Annotated in this window: 14 protein-coding genes and 1 pseudogene; 12 read left to right on the plus strand and 3 right to left on the minus strand. The window is 52.8% G+C overall.

The genetic code is table 11. The features are described from left to right. Positions 1 to 175: 175 nt before the first annotated feature. The 4 genes from ACT3RQ_RS01005 to ACT3RQ_RS01020 all read left to right on the plus strand — a co-directional run bounded on the left by ACT3RQ_RS01005 (position 176) and on the right by ACT3RQ_RS01020 (position 5172). Entirely contained in the window at positions 176 to 1117 is a 942-nt protein-coding gene (locus ACT3RQ_RS01005) for a Bug family tripartite tricarboxylate transporter substrate binding protein (RefSeq protein ID WP_444638812.1), read from the plus strand. Positions 1118 to 1190: 73 nt separating this feature from the next. Then, on the plus strand, positions 1191 to 2462 hold the full coding sequence (locus tag ACT3RQ_RS01010) for a tripartite tricarboxylate transporter TctB family protein (RefSeq protein ID WP_444638811.1): 1272 nt from the start codon (positions 1191 to 1193) through the stop codon (positions 2460 to 2462). A gap of 10 nt (positions 2463 to 2472) precedes the next feature. After that, positions 2473 to 3978: a tripartite tricarboxylate transporter permease gene (locus tag ACT3RQ_RS01015; protein ID WP_444638810.1), complete on the plus strand. Its 1506-nt coding sequence runs from the start codon at positions 2473 to 2475 to the stop codon at positions 3976 to 3978. Positions 3979 to 3999: 21 nt separating this feature from the next. Beyond that, the gene (locus ACT3RQ_RS01020; RefSeq protein WP_444638809.1) at positions 4000 to 5172 is read left to right on the plus strand and encodes a sialidase family protein; all 1173 of its coding nucleotides are present in this window, start codon (positions 4000 to 4002) and stop codon (positions 5170 to 5172) included. An 83-nt stretch (positions 5173 to 5255) separates the two neighbouring features. Here ACT3RQ_RS01020 and ACT3RQ_RS01025 read toward each other — a convergent pair. Both ACT3RQ_RS01025 and ACT3RQ_RS01030 read right to left on the minus strand, forming a co-directional pair. After that, positions 5256 to 5612 (minus strand): annotated as a pseudogene (locus ACT3RQ_RS01025) (transposase); the annotation flags it as partial. Between the two features lie 148 nt (positions 5613 to 5760). Then, positions 5761 to 6792 (minus strand): LacI family DNA-binding transcriptional regulator, encoded by a 1032-nt coding sequence (locus ACT3RQ_RS01030; RefSeq protein ID WP_444638808.1) that lies wholly within the window; start codon positions 6790 to 6792, stop codon positions 5761 to 5763. Between the two features lie 111 nt (positions 6793 to 6903). Here ACT3RQ_RS01030 and ACT3RQ_RS01035 point away from each other — a divergent pair, with 111 nt between their 5' ends. From ACT3RQ_RS01035 to ACT3RQ_RS01070, 8 genes are all read left to right on the plus strand, one after another. Next, on the plus strand, positions 6904 to 7908 hold the full coding sequence (locus ACT3RQ_RS01035) for a TRAP transporter substrate-binding protein (protein WP_444638806.1): 1005 nt from the start codon (positions 6904 to 6906) through the stop codon (positions 7906 to 7908). Positions 7909 to 7911: 3 nt separating this feature from the next. Continuing rightward, a complete protein-coding gene (locus ACT3RQ_RS01040) occupies positions 7912 to 8412 on the plus strand; it encodes a TRAP transporter small permease (RefSeq protein WP_444638805.1) in 501 nt (166 codons plus the stop codon). After that, positions 8403 to 9677 (plus strand): TRAP transporter large permease, encoded by a 1275-nt coding sequence (locus ACT3RQ_RS01045; protein ID WP_444638804.1) that lies wholly within the window; start codon positions 8403 to 8405, stop codon positions 9675 to 9677. The genes ACT3RQ_RS01040 and ACT3RQ_RS01045 overlap by 10 nt, the downstream gene beginning before the upstream one ends. A gap of 8 nt (positions 9678 to 9685) precedes the next feature. Then, entirely contained in the window at positions 9686 to 10231 is a 546-nt protein-coding gene (locus ACT3RQ_RS01050; RefSeq protein ID WP_444638803.1) for a VOC family protein, read from the plus strand. Next, complete coding sequence (locus ACT3RQ_RS01055) at positions 10228 to 11475, plus strand: RuBisCO large subunit C-terminal-like domain-containing protein (RefSeq protein ID WP_444638802.1); 1248 nt, start codon at positions 10228 to 10230, stop codon at positions 11473 to 11475. Before ACT3RQ_RS01050 ends, ACT3RQ_RS01055 begins: the two co-directional genes overlap by 4 nt. A gap of 2 nt (positions 11476 to 11477) precedes the next feature. After that, positions 11478 to 12689 (plus strand): four-carbon acid sugar kinase family protein, encoded by a 1212-nt coding sequence (locus ACT3RQ_RS01060; RefSeq protein ID WP_444679778.1) that lies wholly within the window; start codon positions 11478 to 11480, stop codon positions 12687 to 12689. A gap of 440 nt (positions 12690 to 13129) precedes the next feature. After that, positions 13130 to 13489, plus strand: a complete 360-nt coding sequence (locus tag ACT3RQ_RS01065; protein WP_444638800.1) for a hypothetical protein — start codon at positions 13130 to 13132, stop codon at positions 13487 to 13489. 8 nt (positions 13490 to 13497) lie between these two features. Beyond that, a complete protein-coding gene (locus ACT3RQ_RS01070; protein WP_444679779.1) occupies positions 13498 to 15519 on the plus strand; it encodes a pyrroloquinoline quinone-dependent dehydrogenase in 2022 nt (673 codons plus the stop codon). Positions 15520 to 15644: 125 nt separating this feature from the next. Here the strand turns inward: ACT3RQ_RS01070 and ACT3RQ_RS01075 are convergent, their stop codons facing one another. Beyond that, positions 15645 to 16487: an ion transporter gene (locus tag ACT3RQ_RS01075; protein WP_192526298.1), complete on the minus strand. Its 843-nt coding sequence runs from the start codon at positions 16485 to 16487 to the stop codon at positions 15645 to 15647. Between the last annotated feature and the right edge of the window lie 243 nt (positions 16488 to 16730).

Consider the following 16730-nt stretch of genomic DNA (forward strand, 5'->3'; position numbering starts at 1 on the left):
ACTAATACACAACCTGACTTTGGTATATGCAACGAAAGTGTAAATGCATAAATTGATTGTTACGATCATTTTATAGCCATGGAAAGGTTCATAGCTGAAAAATAGCCAAGTTGGCCGCGTTGCTTATGACCCCTTAAACATAAATGCGCTGCACAATAAAAACACGGAGACTGATATGACGGTACGCAAAACACTCGGAGCACTTCTCGCCACTTCTTTTCTTTTTCCTATGGTGGCTCATGCCGAGTATCCCGAACGGTCGATCGAACTGATCATTCCGTTTGGGCAAGGAGGGGGTAACGACTTGGTTGGACGCGCCTTTTCTCAATCGCTGGCCGAATATTCAGGCGTAGATGTACTGCCGGTCAATCGTACAGGTGGTAGCGGTGCTGTAGGGTTCCACGCTGCCTCATCGGCACAGCCCAATGGCTACACCATTGCCATGATCAACAGTTCACTGGTTGGTAATCCACATATTATCAATGGCTTTCCAACCAGTGCGGAGGATTTTACGCCAATTTGCCTACTCTCAGCAGAGCCTGTCGGTATCGCCGTTAGCGCCAGCAGCGAGATTGAAACTCTTGAAGACTGGGTCTCTATTGCTCAGGAAGACCCTGACCGCCTTGCACTAGGGTATACCTCCATTGGTGAGCTGATTGCGCTTTCGGCTGGAAATGTCACCGACACTGACCCGACTCTCATCCCTTACTCAGGCTCAGGTGATTCTATTACTGCCGTTATTGGGGGACATGTGGACGGAGCTATCGTTTCAGATGCTGAGGCATATTCTCAAGTACAAGCCGACCAGCTCCGGATACTCGCCTTCTTCAGCGAAGAGCGCTCTAAAAGTCTACCTGATGTTCCCACTTCAGCCGAAGCAGGCTACCCACTGGATATCGGGTTATTCCGTGCTATTGGAGCACCCGCCGATATCCCAGAGGACGTAGAAAGTTATCTGATTAATGCATGTACCGAAATCGCCCAAGAGGAAGAGTTCATTGAGCGCATGAATCGTATTGGCTTTAACGTTCAACTGCGCACTGGCGCCGATTTCAAAGAGTGGTTAACACGCCAAAGCGAAGCTTTTGCAACCGCTGCCAGTCTGTTAAAGCAGTAAACCACTCCATATGAGCAAGAGCATTCAGGTGCTGTCATCTGGATGCTCCAACGTTTTTAGGGATAGCACCTTGATGACATATCAGACCCTTAAATACCGGCTAAAAACCATTGAGTTCTGGACACTACTCCTACTGCTGTTAGTGGGGGGCTATTTTTTTATCCAAGCATTCGATATGCCGTTCGAGATGCGTCGCACCATCGGCCCCGGTTTTATTCCCACCATTGTGCTGTTTGGCTTGATCAGTTGCACGCTCGTTGCACTTACCCAATTTTTAACTAATAAGAACTATAAAATTTTTACTAATTTTCCAGAGGGTTCCGAGGATGACACAACGTTCAAAGCCTTGACAGAGGCACTCAACACTCAAGCTGGCACCCATTTTGCGCTTTCGAGCCACACAGGGCTTGGCCGTTTTTCTGCATTAAGTGTCATCAAGCAAAGTCATCCAGACACCTCACTTCTCGCCGCTTCATCCCGGGCAACTCAGGTCAATGCTGAGTTGGCTGCGCAAGAACACTTAAGCGGCTTCACACCACTAAGCCTTCTCTATTTTGATGCTTTCATTTTGGCCGCACGCACGGGTACGAACACTTCGACCAATATGTTTGCCCAACTCAAAATTGGCTATGACAGCCTAATTGAAGACACCGTTTTTTTAGAAAAGCTACGTCAGCGTTCAGATATACAGGTACTGCCCAACGAACAATGGCAAGCAATGGATATCAAGGCGCTACGCGATGCGCTGTCTAAAGGAAAAATAGATATTATTCTCGCTGCCCGGTCCGAACTTTCAGAGTTATTGCAGAACGGTGAACTCACGATCCTGGAAGCCTTCGATGGCAAAACTCTTGGAAAAAGTGAGCTAATTTATGGCGAATGGGCTGCTCTCTTCGTACCTGACAACCAAGCAATTGACATCCGCCAACAAAATGCCGAGCGCTTAGAGGCTGCCATTTATGCACCACCTTTTACCGCCCAACTCCAACACGTTCAAGTACCTTGGCAATTCACAGCCGCAGACCAAGCGAAAGCTCTTCTGGGCGCACTGGCAACACAAGGTACTCAGGGTGTAGCAGTAAAGGCGCAACCAGCCCGTGGGCGCGCATATGCTATTCCCATCACCTTGTTAGCGATTGCCCTCTTTCCATTTCTTATGAACATTGTCGGCTTTATTGCTACCTCCATTCTGATCACTTCCCTGATCATGGCCTTGCTGCGCGCCGAGCTAAGCCTTGTAGGACTTGCCAAAATTGGTGTGATCAACGTTGGAATCGCCGTGAGCACCTACATGGTTTTTTACCACATATTTAGTATTCCTCTCCCATTAGGTTCAATCTGGTAAGGAGCCCGGTATGTTTGAGCTATTAATACAAGGGTTTGCATCCCTTTTGGACCCATTACTTTTACTGCTGCTAGTAGGTGCGGTGGCGATTGGTATTGTGGTCGGCGCCATGCCGGGAATATCTCCTTCGCTTGGAGTGGCGATTGCCAGCCCGCTGACGTTTGTATTCGACCCCTTCACCGGAATCAGCTGCCTGTTAGGTATCTATATCGGTGCCGTTTTTGGTGGCTCGATTCCTGCCACGGTGATCGGTATTCCCGGTTCAGCGATGGCAGTCACCACAGTATTTGACGGCTACCCGATGGGGCGCAAGGGGCAAGCGGGACTGGCGTTGGGGCTCAGTACCATATCGTCATTCATCGGCGGCGTGCTTGCTTCGCTGATACTGATCGTCCTCGCCTATCCGATCTCGCAGTTCGCACTTTCGTTGGGCCCGCGCGAGTATTGCGCCATTGCCGTGCTGGCATTGATGGCCGTCGCCTCACTCTCTGGCGGGTCGTTCCTGAAGGGAGCTATTGCCTGTCTGCTCGGGCTTTTTCTGGCCACTGTCGGGCTTGATGAAATCAACGGACAGCCCCGCTTTACGATGGGCATGCCCTACCTGATGGGTGGCATCCCGTTCATTGCGGTGATTATCGGTTTATTCGCGATCCCGGAAATCATGCAGCGCTTCGAGCGTATTTCTCATCGCACTCAGCCTATCGTACAGGTATCCAAAGTCTTGCCCTCTTGGCCGTTACTGAGACGGCTGATTCCCGCTCAGCTTCGTTCAACCGGCATCGGCACTATTGTAGGGGCAATACCCGGCGCTGGCGCTGATGTGGCCTCACTTATCTCCTATAGTCAGGGGCGTAACCTTTCCAAATACCGAGAACGTTTCGGCTCGGGTGAACCCGAGGGTATTGCCTGCTCTGAAACCGCCAACAGCGCTTCGGGCGTGGGTGCCCTGATCCCTCTCTTGACCCTTGGCCTGCCCGGAGGTGCCGTCACCGCAGTGATCATCGGCAGCTTCATGATTCACGGTCTACAACCTGGCCCGCTATTAATGCGAGACCATGCGCCACTGGTTTATCAGTTTTTTGCCACCACCGTCATCGTCAATTTTATCGTGCTGCTGATTGGCCTGCCCGGCGCCAAGCTTTTCTCGCGAGCGCTCCAGGTAAAAGAAAGCATTCTTCTGCCGATCATTTTATTGATATGCATCATCGGCTCCTATGCCTTACGTAATAACCCTTGGGATATTCTGGTCATGCTCGGCGTTGGAGTCTTTGGCTACTACATGGCAAAAGCAGGTATTCCTCGTGCCCCTATCGTGATTGGCATGACGCTTGGTCCAATCATCGAAAGCGAGATTGCGCGCGGGCTTTTGATCACCCGTGGTAACTACCTGGATTTCATTACACCAATCAGTGCCATTATCTGGGCTATTGCATTACTGCCCCTTTATTGGCCTTTGCTGCGCTTCACATTTCGCCGCATTAAGACCCACCCAACCTATCGCAACAAGCACTCCTGATACCGTAAAAAAGGACGACGTATGAGCGCGCTCACACAAGACACATTCACGGGTAGCTTGCATACCGCCACTATCGACGGTGGCCGCCTGGAGGCCTACCTTCCCACTCCCTGCCTACAAAACCATGCCTCGTTTCTCCACGAGCTGCCCAACGGCGATCTGCTCTGCGCTTGGTTTGGCGGTACCCAGGAGGGCGTTCCCGATATTTCTATTTACGTTTCGCGGCTTGCAAAAAGCAAAGATCAGTGGTTAGACCCGGTGAAGCTCTCCGACGATGAAACCCGTTCCGAGCAAAACCCAGTGCTGTTTACAGCACCTGGCGGCGCGCTATGGTTACTTTACACAGCGCAGCTCTCCGGGCACCAAAACACCGCCATCGTTCGCTACCGGATATCCCACGATAACGGCAATCAGTGGAGTGAACCCCGAGCCCTCTTCGAGACACCGGGTGTCTTCATTCGCCAACCGCCGGTTTTTACGCCCCAAGGCAGTTGGGTGCTGCCGGTCTTCTTGTGCCGTGTGGCCGAGGGCGAGCGCTGGACGGGCAACGACGACATCAGCGCCGTTATGGTTTCTGAAGACAGCGGCAAAACGTGGCATCAACATGACGTACCCGATAGCGTGGGCTGTGTGCATATGAACATTCAGCCTCTCAAAGATGGCACTTATCTGGCGCTCTATCGTAGCCGCTGGGCCGACGCTATCTATTCAAGCCGCTCCGACGACGCTATTACGTGGAGCGCCCCAAAGACGGTCGAGCTACCCAACAATAACTCTTCTATTCAGTTTACCTGCTTAGATAACGGCCACCTCGCGTTGGTTTACAACCACCGTCGAGCGGACCCCGAAGGAGAGCGCCGAACCTCGCTTTATGACGATATTGAAGATGCCGAAGACCATGGGGAGCTCGTCGAACAGACAAGCAACAATGGAAAAGCTGCATTCTGGGGCGCCCCGCGTGCGCCTATGACGCTTGCCATCTCCACCGATGGTGGACGCAGCTGGCCGATCAAACGCGATCTGGAAATCGGCGATGGCTACTGCATGACCAATAATTCAGCCGAAAAGAAAAACCGTGAATACTCCTACCCGACAATCATTCAAGGTCAGGATGGTGTGCTACATATTGCATTTACCTATTTCCGACAACGCATCAAGTATGTGCAGATAAGCGAAGCGTGGGCATCCGCCTAACCGCTTGGCATGCCAAGCTATTCACATTCAGCAATAAAAAGCCCACGACTCAGTTGTGGGCTTCAGGCTACTCTAAGCACACCGTCCTGGCTCCCCTGAGCTTGATACCAGTACGCTGTTCGGGATATGCCTACAAGGCGGCAGGAAGCTCACTGATCTGTTGGTAACCAACCAGATGCCTAGCAGTCGCTTTACGTGTTGTCGCCATTATCACTTTTTTGACAGTACATCCTTCATGGCCTCTTCCAAGAGCTTGTCAGCTAGAAGCTTTTCAGTTTACTGGTTTCCATTTCAAGCTCCCGCAAGCGCTTCGCTTCATCCACTTCCAAGCTCGTATACTTGCTGCGCCAGTTGTAGAAGGTACCACTGGAAATGCCCAACTTGCGGCACAGGTCGCCTATCTTGGCGCTTGCCTCATGTTCTTTAATAGCGCCGATGATCTGCTCTTAGGTATAGCGTGTCTTTTTCATAGCGAGATTTCCGTTAACCACAATTAGCTGGAAACCTTATCGAGTTCATAGTGTTAGTTTTGAGGGAAGGTGAAACCGCCTAGTTTTGCCTATATTTTTTGGTAATATGGTTATCAACCTAAAAACTCGCGATTGGCAGATTCTCTGAAAAATAGATTTCCATCGAGACAGCGCCGCTATCGGTTTTGTCACTACTTACCATGTCTATTGCCCGGGCATAGATAGCGCTGGGATTCTGGGTAATGACCATATCCATAATGCCCTCGATCAGCATGCTGCGCGTATCCGGGGTCAGACCATGTCCTATAAAACATATCTCTTTATCACGTTTTGATTCATGCAACGCTCGACCAATCCCATCAGACGAGCCGCCGACATTATAGATCCCTACAATATCGGGGTGCTGCTCCAGCAAGCGGCACGTATTATGGTAGTTTTCATCCCGGTTATCGTGCCCTTCCTGAGGCCCAATCACCGTTAAATGGGGAAAGCTTTCCTCAATCAGCGCCAAAAACCCCATCTCCCTTTCCATATGCGCGCGATAAGCGCGGCTCGCCGCCACAAGTGCAAGCTTACCTTGAAGTGCACGGCAAAAGCGTCCCATTACTTTGGCGGCAGTACGCCCTGCGGCAAAGTTATCAATTCCGATATAGGCATGCCGGTTCGAGGTGGGCAAGTCAGAGATGATGGTAACGACTCGTTTTCCGGCATTAACCAGTTCATCAATTACCTGGCGCACCTTTGGGTGTTCGATGGCCATGAAAATGATTACATCGGAGGTTTTGCCGTAACGCCGCAATGCCTGAACCAATGCCTCTGGATTGAAGCTTTCGATAAAGTGGCTGCGCACTTTAAGAGGCTCCATCGACTGTTCTGCCAGAGCTCTTACATAGGTATTTAGCCCAGTGAGATAGGGGTTGGTACCCTGGGGCAATAAAAACACCACCTTGGAAAAGGCGGGCCCAAGACGAGCTTTAACCTCCTCTTCGCCTAAATAGCCCACCTCAACCGCCGCTTGCAGCACGCGATGTAGCGTAACTCTGCGCACGCCGGGCCGTCTGTTCAGAACGCGATCTACGGTTGCCGTTGAGACCCCCGCAGCCATTGCAATGTCGGGTATCAAGGGGCGTTTTACATCAAAAACCATCATGAATTCCTCATTGCTTAGAAGAGCAGCCCTGCCCTAGCCTATTGGTTAGTAGCAGGTGGAAAACACTTGGCTACAAAACAATAAAAAACAATCATCGTCTGGAGAATAACAATGCTAGTTAAACTAGTTCGCAATAGCCATCTCGCTTTAATAGCCGGCGCCTTGGCGCTAAGTGCAACAAGTGTGGCCGCGCAGGAAGTCACCCTTCGCTACGGACATATGCATACGCCCAATTCGATTGCGGGCATGCAGGCCGAATGGCTGGCGGAAGCCATTGAGGAAAAAACGGCCGGCGATGTGGCCGTTGAGATCTACCCCAACTCCCAACTAGGCCGCCTACAGGAACTCGCCGAAGCCGTTTCTACCGGCTCCATTGCGCTTTCTCACAATACCGCGGGCGCTATTGGCTCTCTCTACGCCCCTTTCGCGGCCTTTGATACGCCCTACCTTTATCGCGACGTTGATCATCTTATGAAGGTGATGGATGTCGACTCCCCGGTTATGAGCACTCTGAACGAAGAACTAGCCGCCGCTTCAGGCGTACGTTTGCTGTATGCCTTCTACTTCGGCACCCGGCATCTTACGGCCAATCAGGAGATCCATACGCCTGACGATTTAGCCGGTGTAAAAATTCGCTCGATCCCCTTCCCCATATATATGGCGACCGTAGAAGGAATGGGTGCCATTCCTGTGCCGGTTGATTGGTCAGAAGTACCGACAGCACTCGCCACCGGCGTGGTTGAAGGCCAGGAAAACCCGGTCAACGTCGTGGTCAGCGCCAAACTGAATGAAGTGCAAAGCCACATGATGCTGACGGGGCATATTAGTGCCGCGCAGGTCATCGTCATTAACGACGATACCTGGCAGTCCTTGTCACCCGAGAATCAAGCGGCTATTGCTGAAGCGGCTCTGGAAGTACGCGAACGCGCTACGACCGCCATGTTGGAAGCAGAAGCCAGCGATCTTGCTCAACTTGCCGAGGCAGGCATGCAGATTATTAGCCCGGAAGAAGGCCTGGATGTAGATGCCTTCCGCACCCGTGTGCAAGCGCGAATTACAGAAGAGTTCGATAGCCAATACGGCGATTTCTATCAACTCATCAGCGAAACGCGTTAAGCCATGAACGGTCAAGCACCCCTATTAGAGCGAAGTCTTAGCCGGCTGTCCGAAATTCTTGTCGGTATTGCGATGCTACTGCTGGTGATCATCACCATGCTAGTCGTCGCTCAAGTACTCGCCAGAAATCTCTTCAATACTGGGCTGCCATGGGCGGATGAAGCCTCCCGGTTTGCGGGTATTTCCATGGTGTACCTGGCGACCCCTTATTTACTGTTCCATGGCCAGCATGTGGCAGTGACCATGCTGGCGGATGCGCTATCAGGCGTTAAGCGCACCCTGTGTTTAGCGATAGCAGAACTGGCAACGTTAGGCTTTTGCGCCCTGACTCTCTACGGTTTTTATCGCTTTCTGATGCGCGCAGGGCGCTTTTCCTCACCCGCTATGGGCATCCCCAATCTGTGGCTATACATGCCAGCGTTTATCAGCATCGGGTTGCTGGCGGTGATATCACTCTATCGTCTAGGGCGGATGATGCAGCGGAGGGTTTTAGTATGTCCCTAACGTTACTGCTCATTTTCGCGGGGAGCTTGCTGATTGGCGCGCCGGTCGCGGTCAGTTTGGGTTTGTCAGCGGGGCTGGTGATTTTTCTCTACGACCTGCCGTTCACGGTTATGGCGCAGCGCGCCATTAATACGCTGGACAGTACGCCACTATTGGCGGTACCACTTTTCATACTCGCAGCGTCATTATTGGGCGCCACCGGTGTCACCACGCATTTGTTTGAATTGATGCGCATGGTGGTTGGGCGTATTCGTGGCGGCATGGCGCATGTTAACGTGCTCACCAGCCTGATTTTTTCCGGCATGTCCGGCGCAGCATTAGCGGATATCGGGGCATTGGGTGGCATTCAAATTCGTCAGATGGAGCAACAGGGCTACACCAAGCGCTTTGCATCCGGCCTTACCATTGCCGCAGCGACTATTGGGCCTATTTTCCCTCCGTCTATTCCTCTTATCATCTTTGCCACGGCGGCTGAAGTTTCCACTATCCGTGCGCTGCTGGCAGGTGTCATTCCCGCACTCGTGGTGGCAGTGGCGCTAATGATACAAGTCGCGGTTATGGCAAGGCGCTCTCAACTGCCGCGTGATGATGTACAGCCAAGCTTTGCAGCCTTTCGTAAAAAAACCCTGATCTCGTTGCCCGCCCTGCTCGCCCCAGTGCTGTTAGTGGGCGGCATGATCAGCGGCTTTTTTGGGCCCACGGAGGCAGCGGGCATGACCGCTGCCTATGCCATTCTTATTGGCGTGATCATTTATCGCACCTTAACGGTACGCTCTTTCCTGACCTGCACCCGGGAAACCGTGTTATCGACCGCCAACGTGCTGTTTGTTGTCGCCTCTGCGGCCTTGTTTGCCTGGGTACTCACGATGGATCGTGTTCCAGCCCACGCAGGTGAGTGGTTGCTAAGCGTATCGGATAATCCGCTCGTTCTTCTGCTTCTGCTGAACCTGCTCTTATTGGTCGTGGGCATGTTTCTGGAAGCTATCGTCGCAATCCTCATTATTGCCCCGATTGTGGCACCTGCCTTGCTGCAAGCCGGCGTTCCCCCAGAACAGCTAGGTGTGGTTTTCGTGCTCAACCTGATGCTTGGGCTGCTGACCCCGCCTGTGGGCATGAGCCTTTACATGGTATCGATCATTACCAAGATGCCGCTTTCCTCGATTATTCGTGGTGTGGCCCCCTTCTATCTTTCCCTTTTTGCAGCCTTGGCGTTGGTCACATTGGTGCCCTCTTTGTCCACCTGGTTGCCTAACCTTGTTATGTAGGAAGTGTCATGAGCCAATATCTTGGAGCTATTCGTCAGTTAGGTTATGTGGTCAATGATATCGAAGCAGCCATGGAGTACTGGAACAAAGTGATGGGCGTGGGGCCTTTTTTCTACAACCCGCGCGTACCTATCGAGAACTATACGTATGACGGCAAGCAATATGACGTGCATAACTCGGTGGCCCTGGCCAACTCCGGCTTCATTCAGGTTGAGCTGATTCAAACGCGTAACGATGCCCCCTCCATGTACCGTGATTTCCTACAAGCGGGCAATACCGGGTTACAGCATGTCGCGTTTTGGACGGAAGACTATGACACCGACCTTGCCGCCATGCAGGCCCGCGGTTATCACGTCAAAATGAGTGGCGAAGTGGGTGCCAATGGGCGTTTCGCGTATTTTGATCGTGAGTACCACCCCGGTACCGTTATTGAGCTTTCCGAGGTGCTGGGTCCCAAAGGCAAAATGTTCCGCATGATCCGTGAAGCGTCGGAAAACTGGGACGGAAATGATCCCGTGCGGCCCTTCCCGAACCTGAAAGAGGCAGAAGCATGATCCGCGCTGCCTATCAGATCGAGACACCGCTTGATCCATCGCTCGTCGCAGAGATGATGGCCGGTGAGCAAAGCTCAGGCACCTTTGTAAAAGTAAAGGGCGAGACCGACGCCATCAGGGCACGCTTTGGTGCCAGGGTCACTCACTTAAACGTTCTGGAAGAACTGGGCTCCCCCAGTCTTCACAGCGCCTATCTTGAGCGCAAGGGTGTTAAAGGCCCATGGAAAAAAGTGGCGGTGGAGATTGACTATCCCGAAGACAACGTCGGGGTTAACTTACCAAACCTTGCCGCGACCGTTGCCGGTAATCTTTTCGACTTAGGCGAACTCACCGGTTTACGCTTAATGGCGCTGCAGCTGCGCCCGGAGTATCGCGACCGCTACTCGCTGCCGGCTCACGGCATTGCAGGTACGCGCAGCGCAACAGGCGTGGCAAATCGCCCTCTGTTTGGCACTATTTTAAAACCTAATATCGGCATGAGCCCTACCGAGACCGCCGACCTTGTCGAGCAGCTTTGTAAGGCGGGTGTCGATTTCATCAAAGATGACGAAATTGCAGGTAATCATCCGTATGCGCCGGTCGAAGAACGCGTCAGCGCGGTAATGCAGCGTGTCAGACAGTTTAGAGAGCGTACCGGCCGCGATGTCATGATCGCATTCAATATCACCGACGAACTGGATGCCATGCGTCGGCACGCCGATCATGTTCAGGCCGAAGGCGGCAGCTGCGTGATGGCGAGCCTTAACTGGTGTGGGCTTTCCGCGCTGCAAAGCCTGCGCGCCTCAACTCCACTGGCCATTCATGGCCACCGTAACGGGTTTGGCGCCTTCGCACGCCATCCTGCTTTAGGCATTGATTTTTCCGCCTATCAAACGCTCTACCGCCTGGCAGGAATTGACCATATGCACATCCATGGCATGGGCGGAAAGTTCGCCGACCAAACCGACGAAGTAGCCCACGCCGCCAAGCTTTCGCTCACCGCGCTAGGCGATACGGATGATCGCGTGATGCCGGTGTTTTCCTCTGGTCAGTGGGCAGGTACCCTGCCACTCACCTGCACTAAAATCCAAAGCGCTGACTTTATGTTTTTAGCCGGCGGCGGCATCCTGGCGCATCCTGACGGCGTGGCGGCCGGTATGGCAAGCCTTCAGGAGGCTTGGCAAAGTATTGAGTCGGGCACGCCGTTAGACTGCGCCGACCGCCCCGCGCTTGCTAGGGCGCTCGACTTCTTCGGCGGGCGCTAGACATGCGCTATATATTCGTCGCGGATGACTTTACTGGCGCCTCCGATACCCTGGCGACCCTGCGGCACGCCGGATTAAAGGCTCGGCTCTATCTGGCGGTGCCTTCTTGTGAAGAAGTGGCCGACCTTGATGCCTTTGGTATCGCAACGGCTTCGCGAAGTATGGGCCAACAGGCGTTAACTACGGAAATGCAGCGTATCGGCCATCAGCTTTTGCCACATCAGCCAGATACTCTGCACCTGAAGGTATGCTCCACCTTTGATAGCAGCCCAAGCACTGGCAATATCGCGACCGCCGTTACCGCGCTTTCTGAACAGCTAAAACCGGCCACCACCTTGATGGTGGGCGGCCAGCCAAGCCTTGGGCGTTACTGCGTGTTTGGCAATTTGTTTGCTAAAAGCACTGATGGACAGATATACCGCATCGACCGCCATCCGGTCATGCAGCAGCATCCGGTTACACCTATGCAGGAAGCTGACCTGCGCCGACACTTTAGCACCATGGGTCTTTCCAACATTACCCTTTTGGATAAGATCGCACTGCATACTAATGACGCCAGCCCCAGCTCCCCAGTGTTGTGTGATGTGTTTGATAACAACGATCTCAAGCGTATTGGCGAACGTTTTAGCCATACTTTGAAGCCCCAGCTGTGGATCGGCTCCAGCAGTGTGGTAGAAGCACTTTATCCCAGCCCTCAGGATATCGAACCACCCAGCAGCCTGCCCGGTCCGCTTCTCGTCTTTGCGGGCAGCCGTTCTTCCGTCACAGCCGCTCAAGTGGCGGCCACTAGCAACATGACAAAAGTGACGATTTCGGCTCGCCAGCTGGCAACCCACTCACACACCGAGTATGAGCAGATTTTGCGCCACCTGCGTGAAGAAACGGCAACCCTTGCCGTGTTAGATGAAGATACAACACATGGTCTTACAGCATTGGAAATTGCCCAGCATTCCGCGAAGCTAATCGCCTCACTTATTCACTCAAATAGTATTGGCACGTTGCTTATTGCGGGAGGCGACACCTCTAGTCTAGCCATCCATCACTTGCAGCCTCAAAGCATCGACTATATCGGCCCGCTCGAGGCGGGTGTGCCGGTTTGTGCGGCAAACTTTGCCGATAACCATCAGCTACCGGTGATTATGAAGGGAGGCCAAATGGGTTCAGTTACGCTTTTTGATAGAGTTTGCGCGCTAACCTGTCAAAAAGAAGAATAAGTACTCTGCTCAAAATGCCCAGAGATAAGAGATAGTAAAGGATGGGCATAGCGGCATCAATGCCAAACCAGACCCGCAACTTTTTAAGTAACATTAACAGGACACACTCAACCAACACTTCACAGGCACTATTATCATAGTGCATGTATGCCTATTTTAAGCGTCTGCTTGCAGGGCATTCAAAGAAGGTAAAACTTGCTGCCCTGCAAGGCGTACTAGCTCTGGACTCAAAGGATTCGTTAAAGGCCACACCTACTCGTCAACGCACCAGCCCTTACCAGCACCGTTAATCAGGCGCGCATTCCCTCTCTCGTCTCCTCGCAACCGCCTCGTACATAAACCTTCTGTCAGCGCCACCTCAATTACCGGCGTCTGCTACGCTTAAACGAACAATTAGGTAAACATTGGGGCCATCTATTCATCACAGGAGTGATAATGCAATGTCGCGATTACAAAGACGCCGTACGGGCGCAGGGGTACTGCTTTTAGCCGCTCTAGCGGGTGTTGTGATTTCTACTTACGCTTATATAACACCGTTGACCGGCGTAACCGGCACGCTTGGCGCATTGGTGGCTATTCTGGCCTGCGTTGTGCTCATTGCCGCGGCACTGGTGCTCTTCAAACTTAACGCCAGTGGCGGGCTCATCGCGCTTCGTACGCTTATTATTATTGGGCTGGCTGGGACATTTTTCGCCGCTATGCTTTTACACCAGTGGTGGCTGGGCGTCGCCATGGTCATAGGCCTGATCTGGCTGATGGTTGATATAGCAAGCTCCCCCTCTAAACCCACTCGGACCTGAGGCGCTCTATGCCTGCTCATTATGTAAATACCCAACGCCAATGTGGGCGTTCATCCTCTCGTTTCACTGGCAACCTGCTTTTAGCGCTACTGTTCACACCGTTACCGCTATTGGCGCAAGCGCTGCCTTCCGAGCAAAGCGAACCTTTAAACGAGACAAATAGCCGCCAGGCAATTCCGCTAGTCCCCGAAGGCGCCATTTGGGATAGCTTTCACGGGCAGCTTAATGCGCAAAAATATAGCCCACTGGATCAGATCAACGTAGACAACGTAAGTCATTTAGAAAAAGCGTGGGAGTTTCATACCGGCGATGTCTCCGATGGCTCTGGCGATCTTCCTCCCACGGTTTGGTCAGCAACCCCCGTATTTGCCAACGATACGCTCTATATAGGCACGCCGTTTTACCGGGTATTTGCCTTGGACCCCGCCACTGGCGAACAGCGCTGGATGTTTGACACCGATTCCTCTCTTGAAGCCTTGACCCAGCCAGCGCTTAAAAGCCGCGGGGTAGCCTACTGGGAAGCGGACGAGCCTTCTGGCAATGCCTGCGATAAAATCATCTACTTCGGCACCATGGATGCTCAGCTTTTCGCACTCGATGCCGATAGCGGTGAACCCTGTGAAGACTTTGCTGATAATGGTGTTTTGAACGTTAACCAGTGGAATAATATTCCCGAAGATTGGCCGTTATCGCTCTTGCAACCCCCTACTGTCGTGGGTGACCGGCTTATCCTGGGCTGGGCGGGTAAAGACTGGGCAACCAGTGAAGCCCCTTCGGGTACCGTTTTCTCGGTCAATGCGCGCACAGGCGAGCTTGAGTGGGCCTTTGAAGCGCTATCCGAAGAGATGCGTGAACGCAGCGGTACCGCCAATGTTTGGACTCACATGGCAGCCGATGAAGAACTTGGGCTTGTATACTTACCCATCTCTTCGCCCTCGCCCAACTTTTGGGGCGGTAATCGTACCGAGGAAGTGCCGCTGGCCACGTCCACGACCGCACTGGATATTGAAACCGGAGAGGTCGTATGGTCACGCCAGTGGGTACATCACGACCTATGGGACTACGACATTAACGCCGCACCTACCCTGATGGATATTACGGTCGATGGTGAAGAGATACCGGCGTTAATGCAGGCCACCAAAATGGGTTTTCTCTTCGTGGTTAACCGTGAAACCGGCGAAGACGTGTGGCCGATTGAAGAGCGCGAGGTACCTAGCGGCGATGGCACAGTAGAGGGCGAAGTCTACTCACCCACACAGCCATTTCCCACCAAACCCGCCCCGCTGCTTGATCAGTCTGAGAAACCCAGCATCTGGGCGCTGGCCGATGCGGTGAGCTTTGGCCAGTGCTCCGCCCTTTGGGATGATCTTTGGTACGAAGGCATGTACACCCCACCTACCACCCAAGGCGAAGGAACACTTGCCTACCCGGACAGTGCCGGTGGCGTGCAGTGGGGCGGCGTGGCCTTTGACCCGGTTAATCAAACGGCCGTCGTCAATACGTCACATATTGTGCAATACGTGAAGCTATTTAATCGCGACGACTTTGAAGAAGCCGACAGAGGTTCAGGTAATGAAAGCGGATACTCTCCTCAAGAGGGCGCGCCCTACGGCATGCGTTTGGAAGTAGCGCTTAACTGGCTTGGCATGCCCTGTTGGGAGCCGCCCTTTGGCGAGTTGGTGGCGCTGGATATGACCACCGGCGATGTGAAGTGGCGCCGCCCGGTAGGTGCTTCACAGCAGTACGGCTTTTTCATGCCTGAGCGTTGGGGCTCACCGACCATTGGCGGCCCGGCTATCACGGCTGGGGGGCTTATATTTATCGGCGCATCCATAGACGCCAAGCTTCGCGCTTACTCGCTTGAAACCGGCGAACAGCTTTGGTCTGACCAAGCGGAAGCGCCCGCAGTCGCCAATCCTGCCGTTTACGAGTACGAGGGCCGACAATATGTGGCGTTCGTAGCCGGGGGCAATACGATTGTCAAAGATCAGGTAGGCGACCAACTGGTGGTCTATGCCCTGCCGGAGTAACCGTACCTTATAAACACTATAACCCAAAGGGGCGGCCCGTGTTTTGCAACACGGGCCGCCCCTTTCTCTATTCCTACCATGTTCGAAGAAGCCGTATCCGCTACCGCATGGTGCGTGCCTGCCTTCTATTGAGGCGAGTTCGTATCACGCTTTGTCAGTGCCGATTCCATACGGTCCAATTGAGCACGCAGTTCTCGAACATCGCTACGTAATCCCTGTATTTCTGCTTCCTCTCCTTCGCCACTGTCCAGCGCCATCTGGGCGCTCTCTTTTTGCATGACGTCCAGCACAATGCCGATCATCATATTGAGAAAGATAAAGGCGTTGAGGAATATGAACGTTAAGAAGTAGATCCAGGCATAGGGAAAGTGCTCCATCGTCGGGTACAGGACGGCAGTGGCCCAGCTTTCGAATGTTGCCACTTGGAAAAGTGTGAGCATGGCCAGCGCAATGTTACCCCATAGCTGCTCATCGACGGTGTGGAACAAAAAGCTGCCGATTGCGGCATAAATGTAGAAAATAATAAACATCAAAAGCGCCACGTATCCCATACGTGGAATGGATTTGATCAACGCCGACAGCAGCATTTGAAGCTCAGGTATCATTGATACCAGACGCAGCACGCGGAAGATGCGTAGCAAGCGCGCCAGCAGCACCATTTCTGACTCATCCATGGGGATTAGACTGGCGGTAACAATCAAGAAATCAAAGATGTTCCAGCCTTTCTTGAAGAAATCCCGCAGTCTGGGCTCTGCCGCCATACGAATAAGGATCTCGACCAGAAAAAACACCGTCACCGCCATATCCAGCACGCCGAGCCACTGCTCAAACCGGCTCACCTCATCGTAGGTGCGTGCGCCAATTACCAGCGCCGATATCACAATGATGGCAATCACAAACGTCTCAAAAAACTTATTACTGCGCAGCTTTTCAAAGCGTGCCTGCCAGGTACTAAAAGAAGTGCTCATTGCTGTAAAGTTCTCGCAAGCATAGAAAATTCAAAAAATAGTTTAAAAAATGAGAAGCATTATTCATCCTCCCCATGCGGCAACGCAAATGCTACCTGCAATAACCGCCATCCGTTTGGGGCGTGCATCAACGGCAAGCACCCAATCACTTTCTCTTGTTCATTGAATACGCGGACCGATTATACGAAAGCCGCACATCTTCAAAACAAGTGATATTCTACAGTTTCGCTTAATTTACCCTTG

The sequence above is a fragment of the Halomonas sp. AOP43-D1-4 genome, from assembly GCF_052446175.1.
Taxonomy (GTDB): domain Bacteria; phylum Pseudomonadota; class Gammaproteobacteria; order Pseudomonadales; family Halomonadaceae; genus Vreelandella; species Vreelandella citrativorans.

Bases quoted from the DNA above. Each gene is read 5' to 3' on its own strand.
- ACT3RQ_RS01005 (WP_444638812.1), top strand. From the start codon at position 176: ATGACGGTACGCAAAACACTCGGAGCACTTCTCGCCACTTCTTTTCTT.
- ACT3RQ_RS01010 (WP_444638811.1), top strand. From the start codon at position 1,191: ATGACATATCAGACCCTTAAATACCGGCTAAAAACCATTGAGTTCTGG.
- ACT3RQ_RS01015 (WP_444638810.1), top strand. From the start codon at position 2,473: ATGTTTGAGCTATTAATACAAGGGTTTGCATCCCTTTTGGACCCATTA.
- ACT3RQ_RS01020 (WP_444638809.1), top strand. From the start codon at position 4,000: ATGAGCGCGCTCACACAAGACACATTCACGGGTAGCTTGCATACCGCC.
- ACT3RQ_RS01030 (WP_444638808.1), bottom strand. From the start codon at position 6,792: ATGATGGTTTTTGATGTAAAACGCCCCTTGATACCCGACATTGCAATG.
- ACT3RQ_RS01035 (WP_444638806.1), top strand. From the start codon at position 6,904: ATGCTAGTTAAACTAGTTCGCAATAGCCATCTCGCTTTAATAGCCGGC.
- ACT3RQ_RS01040 (WP_444638805.1), top strand. From the start codon at position 7,912: ATGAACGGTCAAGCACCCCTATTAGAGCGAAGTCTTAGCCGGCTGTCC.
- ACT3RQ_RS01045 (WP_444638804.1), top strand. From the start codon at position 8,403: ATGTCCCTAACGTTACTGCTCATTTTCGCGGGGAGCTTGCTGATTGGC.
- ACT3RQ_RS01050 (WP_444638803.1), top strand. From the start codon at position 9,686: ATGAGCCAATATCTTGGAGCTATTCGTCAGTTAGGTTATGTGGTCAAT.
- ACT3RQ_RS01055 (WP_444638802.1), top strand. From the start codon at position 10,228: ATGATCCGCGCTGCCTATCAGATCGAGACACCGCTTGATCCATCGCTC.
- ACT3RQ_RS01060 (WP_444679778.1), top strand. From the start codon at position 11,478: ATGCGCTATATATTCGTCGCGGATGACTTTACTGGCGCCTCCGATACC.
- ACT3RQ_RS01065 (WP_444638800.1), top strand. From the start codon at position 13,130: ATGTCGCGATTACAAAGACGCCGTACGGGCGCAGGGGTACTGCTTTTA.
- ACT3RQ_RS01070 (WP_444679779.1), top strand. From the start codon at position 13,498: ATGCCTGCTCATTATGTAAATACCCAACGCCAATGTGGGCGTTCATCC.
- ACT3RQ_RS01075 (WP_192526298.1), bottom strand. From the start codon at position 16,487: ATGAGCACTTCTTTTAGTACCTGGCAGGCACGCTTTGAAAAGCTGCGC.